This is a genomic window from Rheinheimera texasensis (genome assembly GCF_964031785.1).
In the GTDB taxonomy this organism is placed as follows: Bacteria; Pseudomonadota; Gammaproteobacteria; order Enterobacterales; family Alteromonadaceae; genus Pararheinheimera; species Pararheinheimera texasensis_A.
The window spans coordinates 438,992-455,747 of record NZ_CAXIRE010000021.1 but is presented as its reverse complement, the minus strand read 5'-3'; the positions used below and the strand labels follow the sequence as shown (position 1 = coordinate 455,747).

Below are 16,756 nucleotides of genomic sequence, written 5' to 3'. Positions count from 1 at the left end.
CACAGGTCAGACCTGTAACGAGCAGCAACAGAGGACTTATATGGCCAACCCAATTCAACTCAGGACCCGGCAGGGCGATCGTATCGCTATCGTCCGCGGCTTACGTACGCCATTTGCCAAGCAGGCCACCGAATTCCACGGGGTTTCGGCGCTGGAGTTAGGCAAACTGGTCGTGAACGAACTGCTGATCCGCAGTGAACTGGACCCCAAGTTAATTGATCAGGTTGTTTACGGTCAAGTTGTGCAGATGCCGGAAGCACCAAACATCGCCCGCGAAATTGTGTTGGGCACCGGCATGAACGTGCACACCGACGCATTCAGCGTGACCCGCGCCTGTGCAACCAGCTTTCAGTCTGTCGTCAGCGTCACTGAAAGTATGATGGCCGGCATCACCGAAATCGCTATCGCCGGCGGCGCCGATTCCAGTTCGGTATTACCGATTGGCGTTAGTAAAGCGCTGGCCCGCGCGTTGGTTGATGTCAATAAAGCCAAAACTTTTGGCCAGAAACTGGCGATTTTCCGCCGTTTAGGCCTGAAAGATTTATTACCGGTACCGCCGGCAGTCGCTGAGTACACCACCGGTTTGTCGATGGGTGATACCGCGGAGCAAATGGCCAAGAGCCACGGCATCAGCCGTGCCGATCAGGACGCCATGGCGCACCGCTCGCATTCACTGGCCGCGCAAGCCTGGCAAAATGGCCTGATGAAAGAAGAAGTGATGGCCGCGCATGTCGAGCCGTACAACAAATTCCTTGATATCGACAATAACATCCGGCTTGATTCTAAACTCGAATCCTACAGCAAGTTAAAACCAGTATTTGACCGAACCTACGGTACTGTCACTGCAGCCACGTCAACGCCGCTGACCGACGGTGCTTCTGCCGTGCTGATGATGACAGAAAGCCGCGCTAAGGCGCTGGGCTATGAAATTCTCGGCTATGTGCGCAGCTACGCTTTTGCCGCTATTGATGTGTGGGAAGATATGCTGATGGGGCCGTCGTACGCGACGCCACTGGCACTGGACCGCGCCGGCATGAAGCTCTCTGATCTGACTTTAATCGAAATGCACGAAGCTTTTGCTGCACAGGCGCTGGCCAACATGAAAATGTTTGGCTCGAAAAAATTCGCCGAGGAGAAATTGGGCCGCACTGAAGCCATTGGTGACATCGATATGGCGAAGTTTAACGTCAACGGCGGCTCTCTGGCGTATGGCCATCCATTTGCCGCCACCGGCACCCGTTTAATTACTCAAACGTTACACGAATTAAAACGCCGCGGCGGCGGTGTGGGCCTGACTACGGCCTGCGCGGCCGGTGGTCTTGGCGCCGCGATGATTGTGGAGACTGAATAATGCAGCCGACTTTTACTTTAAGCCAACGCGATGATGGTGTTGCGGTTATTACCATGGATATCGCCGGCGAAAGCATGAATGTGCTCAAAGCTGAATTTGCTGATGAAATTAACGCGGTACTGGAACAGGTCCGCAGCAATAAAAGTATCAAAGGTGTGGTGATTATCAGCGGCAAGCCGGATTCCTTTATCGCCGGTGCCGACATCAGCATGCTGGATAAATGTAAAACTGCCGCCGAAGCCACCGCCATCGCCAGCATGGGCCAGCAGATGTTTAACGAGCTGGAAAAACTGCATATCCCTGTAATCGCTGCGATCCATGGCCCTTGTTTAGGTGGCGGGCTTGAGCTGGCGATGGCCTGTCATGGCCGTGTCGCCACTGACGACAATAAAACAGTATTAGGTTTACCCGAAGTGCAGCTCGGACTGCTGCCTGGCAGTGGCGGCACGCAGCGTTTGCCTAAACTGGTTGGGCTGCAAAAGGCGCTGGACATGATGCTAACCGGTAAGCAATTACGTGCAGTGCAGGCAAAAAAAGCCGGGTTAGTCGATGTGGTGGTGCCGCGTAGTATCTTATTGGAAGCTGCCGTGAAAATGGCGTTGGCTGGTAAGCCGGATCGCTCGAAACCGGTCAAATTGCCATTAGTTGGTCAGCTGCTGGAGTTTACGTCCATTGGCCGTGGCATTTTGTTCAGTCAGGCGCAAAAACAAACACTGGCGAAAACCCAAGGCCATTATCCGGCGCCGCTGAAAATCATTGATGCAATTAAAACGGGTGTGTTTGGCGGCATGCAAAAAGGCCTGGAAGTCGAGGCCAGACATTTTGGCGAGCTCTGCATGACGCCGGTGTCGGCGAACCTGCGCAATCTGTTTTTCGCCACTACACAGATGAAAAAAGAAAGTGGTGCCGGCGATGCCAAACCACGCAAAGTGAAAAAAGCGGCAGTGCTGGGCGGTGGCCTGATGGGCGGCGGTATCGCGAACGTCACTGCAGGCAAAGCCGGCGTGCCGGTGCGCATCAAAGACATCAACCAGACCGGTATCGGCAATGCGCTGAAATATAGCTTCAGCCTGCTGAATAAAAAGTACAAAAAACGTTTTATCAGCAAAACCGAGCTGCAAAAGCAAATGTCGTTATTGACCGGCACCACGGACTATTCCGGTTTCCACGATGTGGATTTAGTAGTCGAAGCTGTGTTTGAAGATTTGGCGCTGAAACAGCTAATGGTGGCGGATATCGAACAGCACTGCAGCGAACAAACTGTGTTTGCCTCCAATACCAGTTCGCTGCCAATTGGGCAGATCGCGGCCAAAGCAGCGCGGCCGGAAAATGTTATCGGCCTGCATTATTTCTCGCCGGTCGACAAAATGCCGCTGGTGGAAGTGATTGCGCATGAAAAAACTTCGGCTGAAACCATCGCGACCACTGTGGCTTTTGCCCGCAAACAAGGCAAAACGCCGATTGTGGTCAAAGACGGTGCCGGTTTTTATGTGAACCGGATTTTAGCGCTGTATATGAACGAAGCGGCGAATCTGCTGCTTGAAGGCGAGTCAGTGGAGAAACTGGATAAAGCACTGACCCGCTTTGGTTTTCCGGTTGGCCCTATTACGCTTTTGGATGAAGTGGGTATCGACGTTGGCGCTAAAATCTCGCCAATTCTGCAAAAGGAACTTGGGGATCGTTTCCAGGCGCCGGCTGCTTTTGACAAGTTGATCGCCGATGGCCGCAAAGGCAAAAAAGTCGAAAAAGGTTTTTACCTCTACGGCAAAAACGCCAAAAAAGGCCGCAAAGAAGTCGACAGCAGCGTTTACGGCCTGCTGGGCGTGCAAGCCAACGGTCGTCTGAGCAGCGAGCAAATCAGCAAACGTTGTATGGTGCAGATGCTGAACGAAGCGGTGCGTTGCCTCGAAGAGGGCATTATTGCCTCGGCGCGTGACGGCGATATCGGCGCAATTTTTGGTATCGGCTTCCCGCCGTTCCTCGGTGGTCCGTTCCGTTATATCGACAGTTTGGGCGCCGGCAATCTGGTAGCAGATTTACGCCGCTTTGAAGCGCAATTTGGCGCGCGTTTTGCGCCGGCACCACTGTTATTGTCGATGGCAGAGCAGGAAAAAACCTTTTACTAAGGCCATTTTGTTCAGCTTTTTGTGAAAAAACCGCAGCGCGCAGCGGTTTTTTTATGCGCACCTTCGCCATGATGCTCGCGTTTTGAGTCAGCACTTCGTGGTGTTTAAAATTGCTCCTGGCCATTTATTCGATATAATCCGGCGTCTTTTACATGACGGAGCAGAGTTGTGTTGTGGTTACTCTTTCATCCACTGGTCAGTGTGTGGTGTTTTCTTCAGGCCAAACAAGCCGGATTACGCGGCTGGCCCTGGGTTGTACTGGCGCTATTCACCGGGCCTGTGTCAGTACCACTGTTTTTAAATCATCGTCGTATGGTTTTTCGAAAGCTCTGTGGGCACAATTCGGTGCGGTTCCGCCCCTGAGTTCTTGTTGAGTGTCCAGTAGCTGCCTGTGGGTTATTTCGTTTTTTCCGGCGGCTGCCATTGTACGGGCGCATTCTCAGCAATCCACAGTTGTACCGGCACTTGTTGCTCTGGCAAAGCCAACAGCTGATACAAGCCCGACTGACATAATTCCTGACTAAAGGTCGTCGGCAAAAAAGCAGTGCCATTGCTGCGTAACAGCCATTGCCGTAATAACCTCGGGTCACTGCAGCAAAAGGCCAGCGGCGCTTTGGACAATTGTGGCAACTTCCCAGCCCAGTCCAGTCTTCCTTCCGCTTGCGCGGGGTTGCCGATCGGCCCAACTGCAACCAAAGTTAAAGTGCGCCACAACTGCGGCAGATAACCAGGCTCCGCTGGTTTGTCGGTACTGCATGTTAAAATCACATCGGCGTGCCGGTTCAATGCGACTGCTGCGTCGCTGACCTGCAAATGCACCGCAGTCTCTACATTCACCACTAACATTTCCAGTAACTCAGCGGCCAGGAACTGCAGCCCTGGTTCGACCGCTACAGTCAGACGTTGCGCCAGGCTACTTTGCTGCTGTAATTGCGTCTTAGCAGCCTGCAGCGCGCTGATCACAGCCTGGGCGTGGGGTAGCAGCAGTTCACCGGCTTCGGTCAGCTGAATGTTGTTCCGGTGGCGGCTGAACAAAGCAACACCAAGGCTTTGTTCCAATTGGCGAATGCGAAAACTGACCGCTGACTGGGTCAGATAAAGATGTTCAGCGGCTTTGCCAAAATGACGGGTTTTCTGCACTTCCAGAAAGGTTTTCAGTAGTTCAGTGTCCAAAGATTGACCTTAGTATTTTTAATTGTGATGATAAAAAATATTTGTTTTACGTGCGGAATTTTGTTTACCATACTCCGCACAGTTTAATTGGGATAGCTTTAGATTCAACGAGATCAGGGGAAAAAAGTGATGCAGCAAAGTTTTGTGGCTAAACGTCGCTTTTTTGATGACCGCAATTTCCCGAAAGGGTTTACCCGGTCAGGGCGCTTCACCTTAGCAGAGGGCAATCTGTTGGAGAAGCACGGGGCATCGATGCAGGAACTGGAAGAAGGCCAGCGCCAGCCGGTGAACGAAGAAGAGCAACGCTTTTTACAAGTTATGCGCGGTGAAGCTGAAGCCGAAACCGTTTATGAAAAAGCCTGGCTGAAGTACAAACAGCGGGTGCAGGAAAAGCGCAAGTTTCATACAGTATTTGGTAAAAAACGCATTGCTGACGGCAGCGATGATTTTTCTTACGTCGAAACTGATAACGATTAACAGAACCGGCTTCACCGGTCGCGACAGAAGGAATTTGCTGTGGACGGATTTTTGCAAAGTTTGTTAAACCCGGCGGTGTTGGTTTTTTTAATCCCGTTGGCAGGCATCGCAATCGGTGGTCTGAAAATGTGGTTAAACCATCAGGAAAGGATGGAGAAAATTCGTCAGGGCATAGATCCTGATGCGCACCGCAACTAATCCACTGTCATGAGTCATGTTGAGTTCTGTTAAAAAAAGCGCCTGAAGGCGCTTTTTTTATGCGCAGTCATCCGTGACGCTTACCCTTTGGGCCAACGCGATGCGTTGTTAAAAAACGCTCCTGGCGTTTTTTTATGCGCAGTCATCCGTGACGCTTACCCTTTGGGCCAACGCGATGCGTTGTTAAAAAACGCTCCTGGCGTTTTTTATGCGCAGTCATCCGTGACGCTTACCCTTTGGGCCAACGCAGGCTTATTAAAAACGCTCCTGGCGTTTTTAATAAGCCTGCGTTGATGGTATTAACCTGTCGGTATCAGTGTCAGCTGCGTATCGAGCCTGATTCTGCCCACCACTCTTCGTCTTATACCGAAGCCGGCACTGCAGCCAGTCGCGGTTTATTCTGTTTCTGGTCGAGCAGGAACTGGGTAAAATCTGCGGCGGACAATGGCTTGCTGTAATAATAACCCTGAATGATTTCACAGCGCAGTTGCTTCAGTTGCTGCAGTTGCTCTGCTTGTTCCACGCCTTCGGCCACCACAGTCAAGCTCAGGTTGTGGGCGATGGTGACAATAGTATCCACCATATTGCGGCCACGGGCGGTATTCATATCATCAATAAAAGCTTTGTCGATTTTCAGAGTATTGAGCGGAAATTGTTTTAAATAAGCCAGTGAAGAATAGCCGGTGCCAAAGTCGTCCATCGCCAGATGGATGCCGCGGGCGCGCAGTTTTTTCATCGTATCAATCGCCATTTTTGGCGACTGCATGACGGTGCCTTCGGTGATCTCCAGCTCCAGATGATAAGAGGGCAGTTCGGTTTGTTGCAGCACATCGTCAATCTGCTCACACAGATAAGGCAGCATAAACTGTTTAACTGACAGGTTAACCGCAACCCGGCCATGGAACAGGCCCTGATCAATCCAGCGTTTCACATCGAGGCAGGCTTTACGCAGCACCACTTCGCCGATCTCGACTATCTGGCCCGTCTCCTCAGATACCGGAATAAATGACGCCGGGCTTATCAGACCACGTTTAGGCGTGATAAAACGCACCAGCGCTTCCATCCCAACCAGTTGGCCGCTAAGGATATCCATTTTCGGCTGGTAGTAGACGGTAAAGAAATCTTCTTTCAGGCCATGGCGAATAAGGTTTTCCAGCTGCAGTCGTTTGACGGCGAGTTTGTTCATGCTGTCATTAAAAAACAAATAGCGGTTGGCGCCGTCGTTTTTCGCATGGTACATCGCAGTGTCGGCGTTACGCAGCAAAGCTTCCGGGTCCCGGCCGTCTTCCGGATACAACACAATACCGATACTGCTGGTCACCGCGAGTTCATGCTGACTGATAAAAAATGGCAGGTTAATCTGTTTGATCAGCTCTTTTGCCATCGTTGTGATGGTATGAATGTCGTTGGTATTTTCCAGCAGGATGGCAAACTCGTCGCCACCGAGCCGGTACAAACGCTCTTTTTGCCGGGTCAGCTGACTCAAACGTTCTGCCAGTTTAATCAGCAGAGAATCGCCCAGCTGATGGCCTAACGAGTCGTTGATTTTTTTGAAGTTATCCAAATCAAACACCAGCAGCGCATGTTTGACTTCACGGTCAACTAAGCGGCCGAGTTCAGCAGAAAACATTGCGCGGTTAGGCAAGCCGGTGAGCGTGTCAGAATTGGCCAGCCGGCTCAGTTCCGCTTCGCGTTTTTTACGTTCAGAAATATCGGAGAATACCGCCACATATTGGGTGAGAACGCCGTGGTCGTCCCGCACTATGTCAAAGTTAAGCTCGGCCTGATACACCTCACCGCTGATGCGCTGATCCTGAATTTCGCCTTGCCAGGTACCGCTGGTCTGAAGCGCGTGGCCAATTTCCTGCAGAAACCGGCTGGGGTACATCGATAAATCAAACGGCTTTTTAATCACCTGATCCCGGCTTTTGCCGGTGATAGTGCTGAATGAATGGTTGACTTCCAGCACGATAAAATTGGTGTCACAAATCACCACTGCGTCCGAGATATTCTCCAGACAACGGGCAAACAGCTCGAGCCGTTCTTCGGTTTGTTTCAGTAATTGAATGTTTTTCAGCGTACCGGTCATCCGGGTTGCAACCCCTTCAGCATCGGTGGAAACCACTTTGCCACGGTCCAGCACCCAGATCCAGCCGCCATCAGAAGCGCGCAAGCGGTAGGCCGCTTCAAAATAAGGGGTTTCACCGGCGAGATGCTGATACAACTGCTCGGTTACCCGTTCAATATCGCGTGGATGGATTTGATCGCGGTTTGGCGGAAATTGATTGGTTTCAGGTTTGAGTTCTACCGGGTGCTGCCACGAACTGGAGCGGTATAAACTGCCGGATGCAATGTTCCAGTCCCAGAGTTCGTCGCCGCTACCCCATAGCGACAGGCGCAAGCGTTCTTCGCTTTGCTCCAGCCGGCTTTGATAACGCCGCATTTTTAAAATCGACAAATGTGCCAGCAACAAAGCGCCAAAGGAAAACAATAAGATCGATGACAGCACATAAGGCATCGCATGGTCGAAATCAACCGCGTGGGCTGGCATGCTCAGCAAAGCCGGCAACAGCAAGTGCCGGAAATTTCTGTAATTATTGTTATTTTTCACACATCTACGCAGCTTGTGGGGCTTTTGGCTAACTTATAGAAAATCTCCCGAGCTGTCAAAGCCAATCTGTCTGCAAGTCTAGCTGCGACGCCAGTTCCGCCGTGGTCATGCTGCGCATCAGGCTATGTTCAGGCGCGGGCCCGGTGGCCATAAAAATCGCATCATAGTCCGGCGCCAGCAATTCATAGCAAAAACTGCAGAAATCAGACAGCGACAGCGCTTCCAGCTCGTCCTGTATACGCTGCGACAAGGAGCATTGATAGTCGCCCTGACCAATCGCCAGCCACAACCGTTTGGCCCGGCTGGCGAGGCTGGTATCACGCTCTCGGATTTGCGCGATCAGACTGGATTTAATCTGTGCAAAATCGTCAGCCGGTATTTCCGGTAATTCTTCGAGGAATTTGCGATAAAAAATCACGGTGGCGTAGTACAAATCCGCGGCGGCAGTTTTTGGTGACTGCACATAAAACGCCATACCCGGTTTTAAATTCATCGGCACATAACCGGTCCCGACCAGATAACCGAGCTGTTGTTCGGTACGCAGCGCGTGAAAATATTCCGGTGAAATCAAATGATTGGCCAGCATAAATTTAGCCATGGCTGCGGCGCTGCGATCTTTGGCTGGCAGATAAATCACCAGCGCCTGGTCGTCATGCGTCAGCTGCTGTTGCAGCCAGACCGGGCCGCTGCCCTGCACGGAAAAGCTTTGCCGTGGCAAGCGCTGGCCGGGAGACCCCAGCTGCTGTTGCCATTGCGTCAACATACGCTCCAGCAGATACGAGTCTGATTTGTGCCAGTTGCCGAGCATCAGCGCGTCAATATGCACCTGTTGCAGCGCGTTGGCGCTAAACTGGTTAAACGCAGCGAAATCAGTTTGTTCCAGCAGCTGTGCCAGCTGCTGCGTATCCGGATTTAACGGCTGCAGTAACGACGACAGCTGGCTGAACAACTGACTGATGGGTTTGCCACTGATTTGACTGCGCCAGTGCCGTACCAGCTGGAACTGCAGTTCGGCAAAGCGCTGTTCGCTAAATTGTCGATCGGTCAGCTCGCTGAGTAAATCCTGCAGCAAAGCGATTTGGTTGGCCGACAAGCCGCTGCTGTGCAGGGTCAGGCCATGTTGCTGTACATACAGGTTGTAGCTGAGACCGGCAGTGGTGGCCGGGTAAAATTGTTCGTTGATGCGGTCGAGAAATAATTCCAGCCACAACTTGGTCAGCGCCAGTTGCGTCAGATCCTGTACCGTATTGGGTAAGGTCAGCTGGACAAAAATATGGCCTTTGGGCGAATGAAAATCGGTGTCGGCTTTAAACCACAGCGATAAATGTTCGGTGTCGACCAGATGCTCTGGCTGCTGTTGATGCCCGCTGAGTGGAATGAGCTGCAACTGCCCAACCAGATAAGGATTTGGCTCCGGCAGACGATAGCCCGGCATCGGCTGCTGCTGAGCCAGCCCTGCCAGCAGTTCTGCCGCCAGCGGTTCTACACTGTAGGGCGTGTGATACCAGCGCGCCTGCCGGCTGGCACTGACCTCTGGTGCTATCAGCATGACCCGTAAGTTCTCAGCGCGGAAATAACTCAGCAGCTGGCGGTACAACGATTCGGACGGCGTTTCCATCCGGTAGTCGCCAAAAATGTAATCATGTTCCGGATAATGCTGCAGGTTAATGGCGAGGTCGCTGGCCAGTTGTAAACTGGCGCGGGGTTCCTGATAAGTGAAACTCCATTGGATCAGGCGCTGGCGCTCCTGGAACAGATAAAGCGGGAACGCTTGCTGACGCAGCAGGGCAAAATAGGCAAAACAACTTTGCAGGATTAAATCGCGCTGCGCCATCCCGGCGTGGGTCAGCTCAAAGGCCAGCGTAAAATCTTTGTAGTTACTACCATCAATACCGCCACCGGCACTCAGTGCGTTGACCAGTCCTTGTTGTTTTAGTCCGCTTAATAACGAACCGGGGCCTTCATCACCAATCAGATGGGCGAGAAAGCTAACCACTTTATACGGATACCAGGGCTGGATGTCGGGCAGGGCAAAGCTCAGTACCAGACGTTGGGTTGGTTTATGTGGTTGAATGTTTAGCTGGATGCCGAGGTGTTCGGACTGATACAGCGGTGCAGTTAAGGCGGTTTTGGCCGGTAGATGATCCGGCATTTGTACAAAATATTGCTCGGCCAGTTGCTGTTGGCGCGCCAGCGGTAGTGCAGACACCAACACCAGACACATCCGGCTGGCGGCATACTGCTGCTGATAAAAATCACGGACCGCATCGCGTGCACTTTGGTGTGGCCGGTCGTCCAGCGTTTGCAGATTGCCGACCGAGAACTTGGCAAAGGGATGGGCCGGATTAATGGTTTCTTTATGCGCCTGATAAATGCGCCGGCCATCGTCTTTGAGTTTCATCGAAAATTCAGCTTCAATTGCCTGCCGCTCTTTTTGTACTGACGCTTCAGCAAAAAGCGGGGCGCCGAGCATATCGGCAAAACGCTCAAGCCCATCGGCAAAGGCATTGTCTTCAATATCAAAATAAAAGCAGCTGTGTTCGGTGCCGGTCCAGGCATTGTGACTGCCACCATGACCGCTGATGAACTGCGCATAGTCACCGGCCTCAGGAAATTTTTCTGAGCCGAGAAACACCAGATGCTCTAAAAAATGGGCCAGACCTTCACGATCGGCCGGGTCGTCAAAATGCCCGACATTGACCGACATCGCGGCAGCGCTTTTTTCCGCGTCCGCTTGTTCAACTAACAGCACCCGCAGACCATTATTCAGCGTCAATGGCTGATAACGGCGATGGTCGGCAGGGCTTTGTACGAGTTGCGTTTTTTTCAAATCAGGCCTCATTGTCAGGCTAAATGCGACGAGTGGTACCGCGGCTCATCATACGATTAAGGAATATAAAGAATAAAATCTATGCTTTATTATCAGTTACTGTGGCAAAGATCTTTCATTATCATAGCGCACTCTTTTCGCGTTGGGCGCGAAGTTGTTGATGGTGTACATAATGGTCAATCTGGTTATCATGCGGCACGGCGAAGCAGTGGCGCAAAGCAGTCAGGATAGTCAACGGCAACTGAATGCCCGCGGGGATGCCGAAGTCAGTCAGATGGCAACGTGGCTGACAAAAGTTTACGCCCATTTCGATTTTATTCTGGCAAGTCCTTATGTCCGCACTCAGCAAACCGCTGCATTGATGTTGACACAACAGGGCGCAGCGACGCAATTACAGACCTTACCCGAGCTGGTGCCGGACGGTGACTGCCATCAGGTGCAATTATATGTGGATGCCTTATTAGCAGAAGCGCCGTCAGCGCGTATTCTGATTGTCTCCCACATGCCGTTGGTCAGTTTTTTAGTCGAAACTTTTACCCGCAGCGGCAACACGCCGATTTTTGATACTGCAGCGCTGGCTTGTATTGAATACACGCCTGGTGGTCAGGGGGTGTTGCTGGAGAAAATCGCCCCGGCTGATTTACAGTTGATTAGTTCCTGATTATTTGTCCGGCGTTTTCAGCAAAACCAGCAGAGCGCCGTCGCGGCCCCAGTGGGTTGGGGCGGTGTGAAATGCTCGTACATTCGGATGCTGAATGAGCCAGTTCGGCACTTTGCGCGCCAACAGCCCACTACCTTTACCATGCACCACACAAGCGCAGTTCAGATGTTCCCGCTGACAATAATCCAATAACCCCGCCAATTCATGTTTGGCGTCCTGCTGACTGAGGCCATGTAAGTCCAGCACCACGCCGGGCTGAAACTCACCACGTTTTAAATTCTTGGCCAAATGCAGGTCTTCGCCGGGCTGGACATAACTGACAGTACCGCCATCAAACTGATAACCTTCGTATTGATCAGAAAAATAGAATAAACTGGCAGCCGGCTGACTTTCAGACGTCTTGATGGCAGATTTTTTCTTGCTGCGTGGCGGGGTCAGCGTTATCTTGTCCTGCGCCATAGGGCGGGCACCCGAGATCGCATCACGGAACAGCTGAATATCCTGATCGGTTATTAGTGGTGTCTTTCGCATGGCGCAAGTCTATCCAATGAGCACACTGAAAGAAATGACTGAAGCACAAACTTCTCCGCTGACCGCGGAATTAATCGACGAAGCCGTAGCCGATTTACACAGTATTCACGACTGGCTGCGTTTTGCGGTCAGCCAATTCAACGCAGCAGACCTGTATTTCGGTCACGGTACCGACAATCCATGGGATGAAGCCGGCCTGTTGATGGCCTTCACGCTGCACATGACCCATGTCGCGGACCCGGTGTTGTTAACCACCCGGCTGACCCGTAGTGAAAAACGCCAGTTTGCCGCCTTGCTGCAACAGCGTATCGAACAACGTATTCCGGCCGCTTATCTGACCCGGCATGCTTATTTTGCCGACTTGCCTTTTTATGTCGATGAACGGGTGCTGGTGCCGCGCTCACCGATTGGTGAACTGATCAAACAGCAATTTTCCCGCTGGTTTCCGCAGAATCCACCGTCACGGATTCTGGATTTATGCACCGGCTCTGGTTGTATCGCCATTGCCTGTGCGCACTATCTGCCAGAGGCAGAAGTCGATGCCATTGATATCAGTGAAGATGCGCTGACCGTGGCAGACATTAATATCGACCAGCATGGTTTGTATCAGCGGGTGTTCCCAATTCTGTCTGATGGCTATGATGCCATTCCCGGCCAGACTTACGATTTAATTGTCACCAACCCACCTTATGTCGATGCCGAAGATATGGCTGATTTGCCGGATGAATTCCGTCACGAGCCAGAACTTGGTCTGGCATCCGGCGAAGACGGACTGGAACTCACGCTGCGAATTCTGGCCGGTGCGGCAGCACATCTGAATGATGACGGCGTGCTGATTTGTGAAGTCGGCAACAGCATGGTGGCGCTGTCCGAACGTTTCCCACAGGTTCCTTTTGACTGGATTGAGTTTGAACATGGCGGTCACGGTGTGTTTGCCCTGACTAAAGCCCAGTTAAAGCAGTATCAGGCCTTTTTTCAGGAGTAAGCCATGGCCGGCAATAGTATTGGTGAATTGTTCCGTTTAACCACTTTTGGTGAAAGCCATGGTCCGGCGATCGGCGGTATTGTTGATGGTTGCCCGCCGGGTTTAAAACTGGATCTGGACGCTATTCAACACGACCTGGACCGGCGTAAACCTGGTACATCGCGTTACACCACGCAGCGACGGGAAGACGATGTGGTGAAGTTTTTATCCGGCGTGTTCGAAGGGGTGACCACAGGCGCTTCTATTGGCCTGTTGATTGAAAACACCGATCAGCGCTCGCAGGATTACTCCAATATCAAAGATTTATTCCGGCCAGGCCATGCCGATTACACCTATCACCATAAATACGGTATCCGCGATTATCGTGGCGGCGGCCGTTCGTCGGCGCGGGAAACCGCAGTGCGGGTGGCGGCAGGTGCTATTGCCAAACAATATTTAAAACAACGTTTTGGCATTGAAGTGCGTGGTTATTTGGCGCAGCTTGGCCCCGTCAAAGCTGAAAGGCTGGATTGGTCGCAAGTGGAGCAAAACGATTTCTTTTGCCCGGATAGCGACAAAATCGAGGCGCTGGATACTTTCATGCGTGATTTGAAAAAATCCGGTGATTCGGTTGGCGCCCGCGTCAATGTAGTGGCCAGCAATGTGCCGGTCGGTTGGGGCGAGCCGGTGTTTGACCGGCTCGACGCCGATATAGCCCACGCCATGATGAGCATTAATGCGGTCAAAGCAGTGGAGATTGGTGATGGTTTTGCGGTGGTCGAACAACAAGGTTCAACCCACCGCGATGCGCTGACCCCGCAGGGATTCACGGCCAACCATGCCGGCGGTATTCTCGGTGGCATCTCATCGGGTCAGGATATCCGCGTCAGCATGGCGTTAAAACCAACGTCGAGTATCAGCATTCCAGGCCAGAGCATCAATACCAGCGGCGAGCCGGTGGAGCTGGTGACCAAAGGCCGGCACGACCCTTGTGTGGGGATTCGCGCGGTGCCAATTGCCGAAGCGATGCTGGCGATAGTGCTGATGGACCATTTCTTGCGCCATCATGCGCAGAACCATCAGGTGCAGGTCACGACGCCGGATATCGCTGCGATCAGCCGTCAGCAAGACAACTAATACTTTGATAGGCTGAACTTTTTAATGACAACGGCTGAGGATTCAGCCGTTGTGTTTTTATGGCACTGTTGTCGCCGTGCTTTTTTGTTTTACCCGGGATCTCTATGCAACCCACCCAAAGTCTGAGCCTGGCTTATCTGGCTTATTTTGCTGTGTTAGGTGTGTTTGTGCCTTACATCGGTATTTTTCTCGACCACCGAGGCCTCAATTCGCAGCAAATAGGTACTTTATTAGCGATTGTCACCGCGATGCGGATCGTTGGGCCAAATCTGTGGAGCCTGCTGGCGGCGCGGCGTGGCGACCCGGTTGGAGTGATGCGTCTTGGCGCCGTGTTGGCGGCGCTTGGCTGGTGCAGTACTTTTATCGACGCCGGTTATAGTCTGCTGCTACTCGGGCTGGTGCTGTACAGTCTGTGCTGGACGGCGATTTTGCCGCAGCTGGAATCCGCGGCGTTTTTTTATCTGAACAATGATACCGGCCGCTACAGCAAAGTGCGCTCGGCGGGTAGTGTCGGTTACATTTTATTAGTGGTGGCCAGCGGTATGGCGCTGGAACAACTCGGGCCGGGTTTTTTACCCGGCGGCGCTTTGTTGTTTTTACTGTTGATGCTGTTGGCGTTATGGCAATTGCCGGCCTTTTCGCTTAAGGCAGCGCCGGCGGAAATTGCCATTAAATTTCGCACTTTGTGGCTGCACCGGCCTTTTGTGCTTTTTATGCTGGCAGCGTTTTTATTACAGCTGAGCTTTGCACCTTTTTATGGTTTTTTTACCTTGTACTGCCGGGACTTGGGTTATAGCGGCACCGCTTCAGGTTTACTGATTGCGTTAGCGGTAGCGGCTGAAATTGTTGCTTTTTATTATGCTGGAAAAATTTTGGGCCAGCGCAGTTACAGCATGTTGTTGGGGCTTTGTTATCTGCTGACGGCACTGCGCTGGGCTGTGGTCGGTTGGTTTGGAGACCAGCCTTTGGTGCTGGCGGCATCGATGTTATTACATGCCTTCAGTTTTGCCGTGGCACACAGCTGCGCCATGCAGTTTATCCAGCAGTTTTTCCCACCAGCGCAGCGCGGCCGCGGCCAGGCGCTCTATGCCGGTTTGATTTACGGTGGCGGTGGCGCTTTGGGCGCTTACATTGCCGGTTGGACCTGGCAGGACGGCGCCGGCAGCCAGCTCAGTTTCAGCTGGGCTGCCGCAGCCTGCTTAGTTGCCTTCGCGTTGGTGCAGGGCCTGCCGCGAGTCATCCGGCCGGTCGGTGTCAGTGATGCGGTAACCAAACCACAGGTCTAACACTTTATCCAGTAACCGGCGGCGCAACAGCGGATAAGCAAAGATGCCGCTGGAGAGGCGGCCTTTGCGGTGCACCGCTTTGGCATGACTGAAGGTTAAAAAACCTTCTTTGCCATGATAATGGCCAAGGCCGGACGGACCAACGCCACCAAATGGCAAATCATCCTGCCCGACGTGCACCAAAGTGTCGTTGATGCAGACACCACCGGCGTGGATTTGCTCACGACAGCGCTGTTGCAGTTCCTTGTCGTTACTGAACAGGTAAAACGCCAGTGGCCGTGGCCGCGCCTGAATAAATTCGATGGCTTCTTTGGTGCTGCGGTAACCGTATATTGGCAATACCGGGCCAAAAATTTCCTGTTGCCAGAGCGCGCAGTCGAGTGGGGCACCCAGCACTAACTGTAAGTCCATCCGGCGTAGCGGGTCGTTGACATCCACAGCGTCACCGCAGGAGACGATTTGTGCGCCGGCAGCTGCAGCCTGTTGCAGGCCCTGCTGCAGGCGTTGCCACTGTCTTTGGTTAATCACGGAAGTCCAGTCCTGGCTCTGCCGCCCTTGCGGAAACATCTTGTGATAATGCGCTTTGAGTTTTTCTGCCGCGCGCTGTTCTTTGCCGGCTGGCACTAACAGATAATCCGGCGCGACGCAGGTCTGACCGCCATTGGCGCATTTGCCGAAAATGATGCGGTCAGCGTAGTCATCCAGATGCAGGTCCGGGCCAAACAACACCGGCGATTTACCGCCAAGCTCCAGCGTCACCGGCGTCAGGTTTTGTGCCGCCGCCTGCATCACATGGCGGCCAACCGCGGTGGAACCGGTAAACAGTAAATGGTCAAATGGCAATTGGCTGAACGCTGCTGCGACATCCGCTTCACCTTCAATCACCAGCGCGCAGTCCGGCAAGGCTTTTTCAATCAGTTGCTTGAGCACCTGATTAATAGCCGGCGTGAATTCTGACAGTTTTAGCATCACTTTATTGCCGGCACTGATAGCGGCAACTAAAGGCCCCAGCGCCAGAAAAATCGGATAGTTCCAGGGCACAATAATACCAACCAGCCCCAGCGGCTGATATTCCACCTGATTACTGGCCGGCCAGAACAGTGGGCTGACGTGGCGTTTTTGTGGTTTCATCCAGCCTTTTAACCGGCGCAGGCTGTAATCGATACTGTTGATGCTTGGCAACACTTCAAGCAGCCGGGTTTCAGAAGCAGAACGCTGACCGAAATCGGTCGCTGCGGCCTGATACAGCTCGGCCTGCATCGCCAGCAGTTGCTGCCTTAATGCTTTGAGCGCCGCTTTGCGCTGCGACAGCCCAGGGCTTGGGTTGCGAAAATAATCTTTACGTAACTGGGCAAACTGCGTTTCAAGGGACATTAGGACTGGTCCGGCCAACTAAGAGATAACACTAATC

General features: G+C 52.6%; 13 protein-coding genes. 8 read left to right on the top strand and 5 right to left on the bottom strand.

What is annotated here, in order from left to right; all coding sequences use genetic code 11:
• Window positions 1-40: 40 nt before the first annotated feature.
• Together fadI and fadJ are read left to right on the top strand one after the other, a co-directional pair.
• Complete coding sequence (gene fadI / locus ABNT34_RS13580) at window positions 41-1,351, top strand: acetyl-CoA C-acyltransferase FadI (RefSeq protein ID WP_348732498.1); 1,311 nt, start codon at window positions 41-43, stop codon at window positions 1,349-1,351.
• Complete coding sequence (fadJ, locus tag ABNT34_RS13575) at window positions 1,351-3,477, top strand: fatty acid oxidation complex subunit alpha FadJ (protein ID WP_348732496.1); 2,127 nt, start codon at window positions 1,351-1,353, stop codon at window positions 3,475-3,477. The genes fadI and fadJ overlap by 1 nt, the downstream gene beginning before the upstream one ends.
• Window positions 3,478-3,873: 396 nt before the next feature.
• Here fadJ and ABNT34_RS13570 read toward each other — a convergent pair whose 3' ends face one another.
• Window positions 3,874-4,650 (bottom strand): LysR family transcriptional regulator, encoded by a 777-nt coding sequence (locus ABNT34_RS13570; RefSeq protein WP_348732494.1) that lies wholly within the window; start codon window positions 4,648-4,650, stop codon window positions 3,874-3,876.
• 129 nt (window positions 4,651-4,779) lie between these two features.
• Between ABNT34_RS13570 and ABNT34_RS13565 the strand changes: the two genes are divergently transcribed.
• Together ABNT34_RS13565 and ABNT34_RS13560 are read left to right on the top strand one after the other, a co-directional pair.
• Window positions 4,780-5,127 (top strand): DUF413 domain-containing protein, encoded by a 348-nt coding sequence (locus tag ABNT34_RS13565; RefSeq protein WP_031565234.1) that lies wholly within the window; start codon window positions 4,780-4,782, stop codon window positions 5,125-5,127.
• A 39-nt stretch (window positions 5,128-5,166) separates the two neighbouring features.
• Window positions 5,167-5,325 carry a hypothetical protein gene (locus ABNT34_RS13560; protein WP_348732491.1) on the top strand — a complete coding sequence of 53 codons (159 nt, stop codon included), beginning with the start codon at window positions 5,167-5,169 and terminating at the stop codon, window positions 5,323-5,325.
• Between the two features lie 361 nt (window positions 5,326-5,686).
• Here ABNT34_RS13560 and ABNT34_RS13555 read toward each other — a convergent pair whose 3' ends face one another.
• Together ABNT34_RS13555 and ABNT34_RS13550 are read right to left on the bottom strand one after the other, a co-directional pair.
• Window positions 5,687-7,876 carry an EAL domain-containing protein gene (locus ABNT34_RS13555; protein WP_348732489.1) on the bottom strand — a complete coding sequence of 730 codons (2,190 nt, stop codon included), beginning with the start codon at window positions 7,874-7,876 and terminating at the stop codon, window positions 5,687-5,689.
• Between the two features lie 115 nt (window positions 7,877-7,991).
• Window positions 7,992-10,766: an insulinase family protein gene (locus ABNT34_RS13550; RefSeq protein ID WP_348732487.1), complete on the bottom strand. Its 2,775-nt coding sequence runs from the start codon at window positions 10,764-10,766 to the stop codon at window positions 7,992-7,994.
• Between the two features lie 172 nt (window positions 10,767-10,938).
• Here ABNT34_RS13550 and sixA point away from each other — a divergent pair, with 172 nt between their 5' ends.
• Window positions 10,939-11,427 carry a phosphohistidine phosphatase SixA gene (gene sixA / locus ABNT34_RS13545; RefSeq protein WP_348732486.1) on the top strand — a complete coding sequence of 163 codons (489 nt, stop codon included), beginning with the start codon at window positions 10,939-10,941 and terminating at the stop codon, window positions 11,425-11,427.
• Here sixA and smrB read toward each other — a convergent pair whose 3' ends face one another.
• Window positions 11,428-11,958 (bottom strand): endonuclease SmrB, encoded by a 531-nt coding sequence (gene smrB / locus ABNT34_RS13540; RefSeq protein WP_348732484.1) that lies wholly within the window; start codon window positions 11,956-11,958, stop codon window positions 11,428-11,430. It abuts the gene before it with no gap.
• 34 nt (window positions 11,959-11,992) lie between these two features.
• Here smrB and prmB point away from each other — a divergent pair, with 34 nt between their 5' ends.
• The 3 genes from prmB (at window position 11,993) to ABNT34_RS13525 (ending at window position 15,345) form a co-directional block, all read left to right on the top strand.
• Entirely contained in the window at window positions 11,993-12,943 is a 951-nt protein-coding gene (gene prmB, locus ABNT34_RS13535; protein WP_348733718.1) for a 50S ribosomal protein L3 N(5)-glutamine methyltransferase, read from the top strand.
• 3 nt (window positions 12,944-12,946) lie between these two features.
• Entirely contained in the window at window positions 12,947-14,059 is a 1,113-nt protein-coding gene (aroC, locus tag ABNT34_RS13530; RefSeq protein WP_348732482.1) for a chorismate synthase, read from the top strand.
• A 104-nt stretch (window positions 14,060-14,163) separates the two neighbouring features.
• Entirely contained in the window at window positions 14,164-15,345 is a 1,182-nt protein-coding gene (locus tag ABNT34_RS13525) for an MFS transporter (protein WP_348732480.1), read from the top strand.
• Here the strand turns inward: ABNT34_RS13525 and ABNT34_RS13520 are convergent.
• Entirely contained in the window at window positions 15,259-16,719 is a 1,461-nt protein-coding gene (locus ABNT34_RS13520) for a coniferyl aldehyde dehydrogenase (RefSeq protein WP_348732478.1), read from the bottom strand. The two genes, ABNT34_RS13525 and ABNT34_RS13520, sit on opposite strands and share 87 nt — an antisense overlap.
• Window positions 16,720-16,756: the final 37 nt, after the last annotated feature.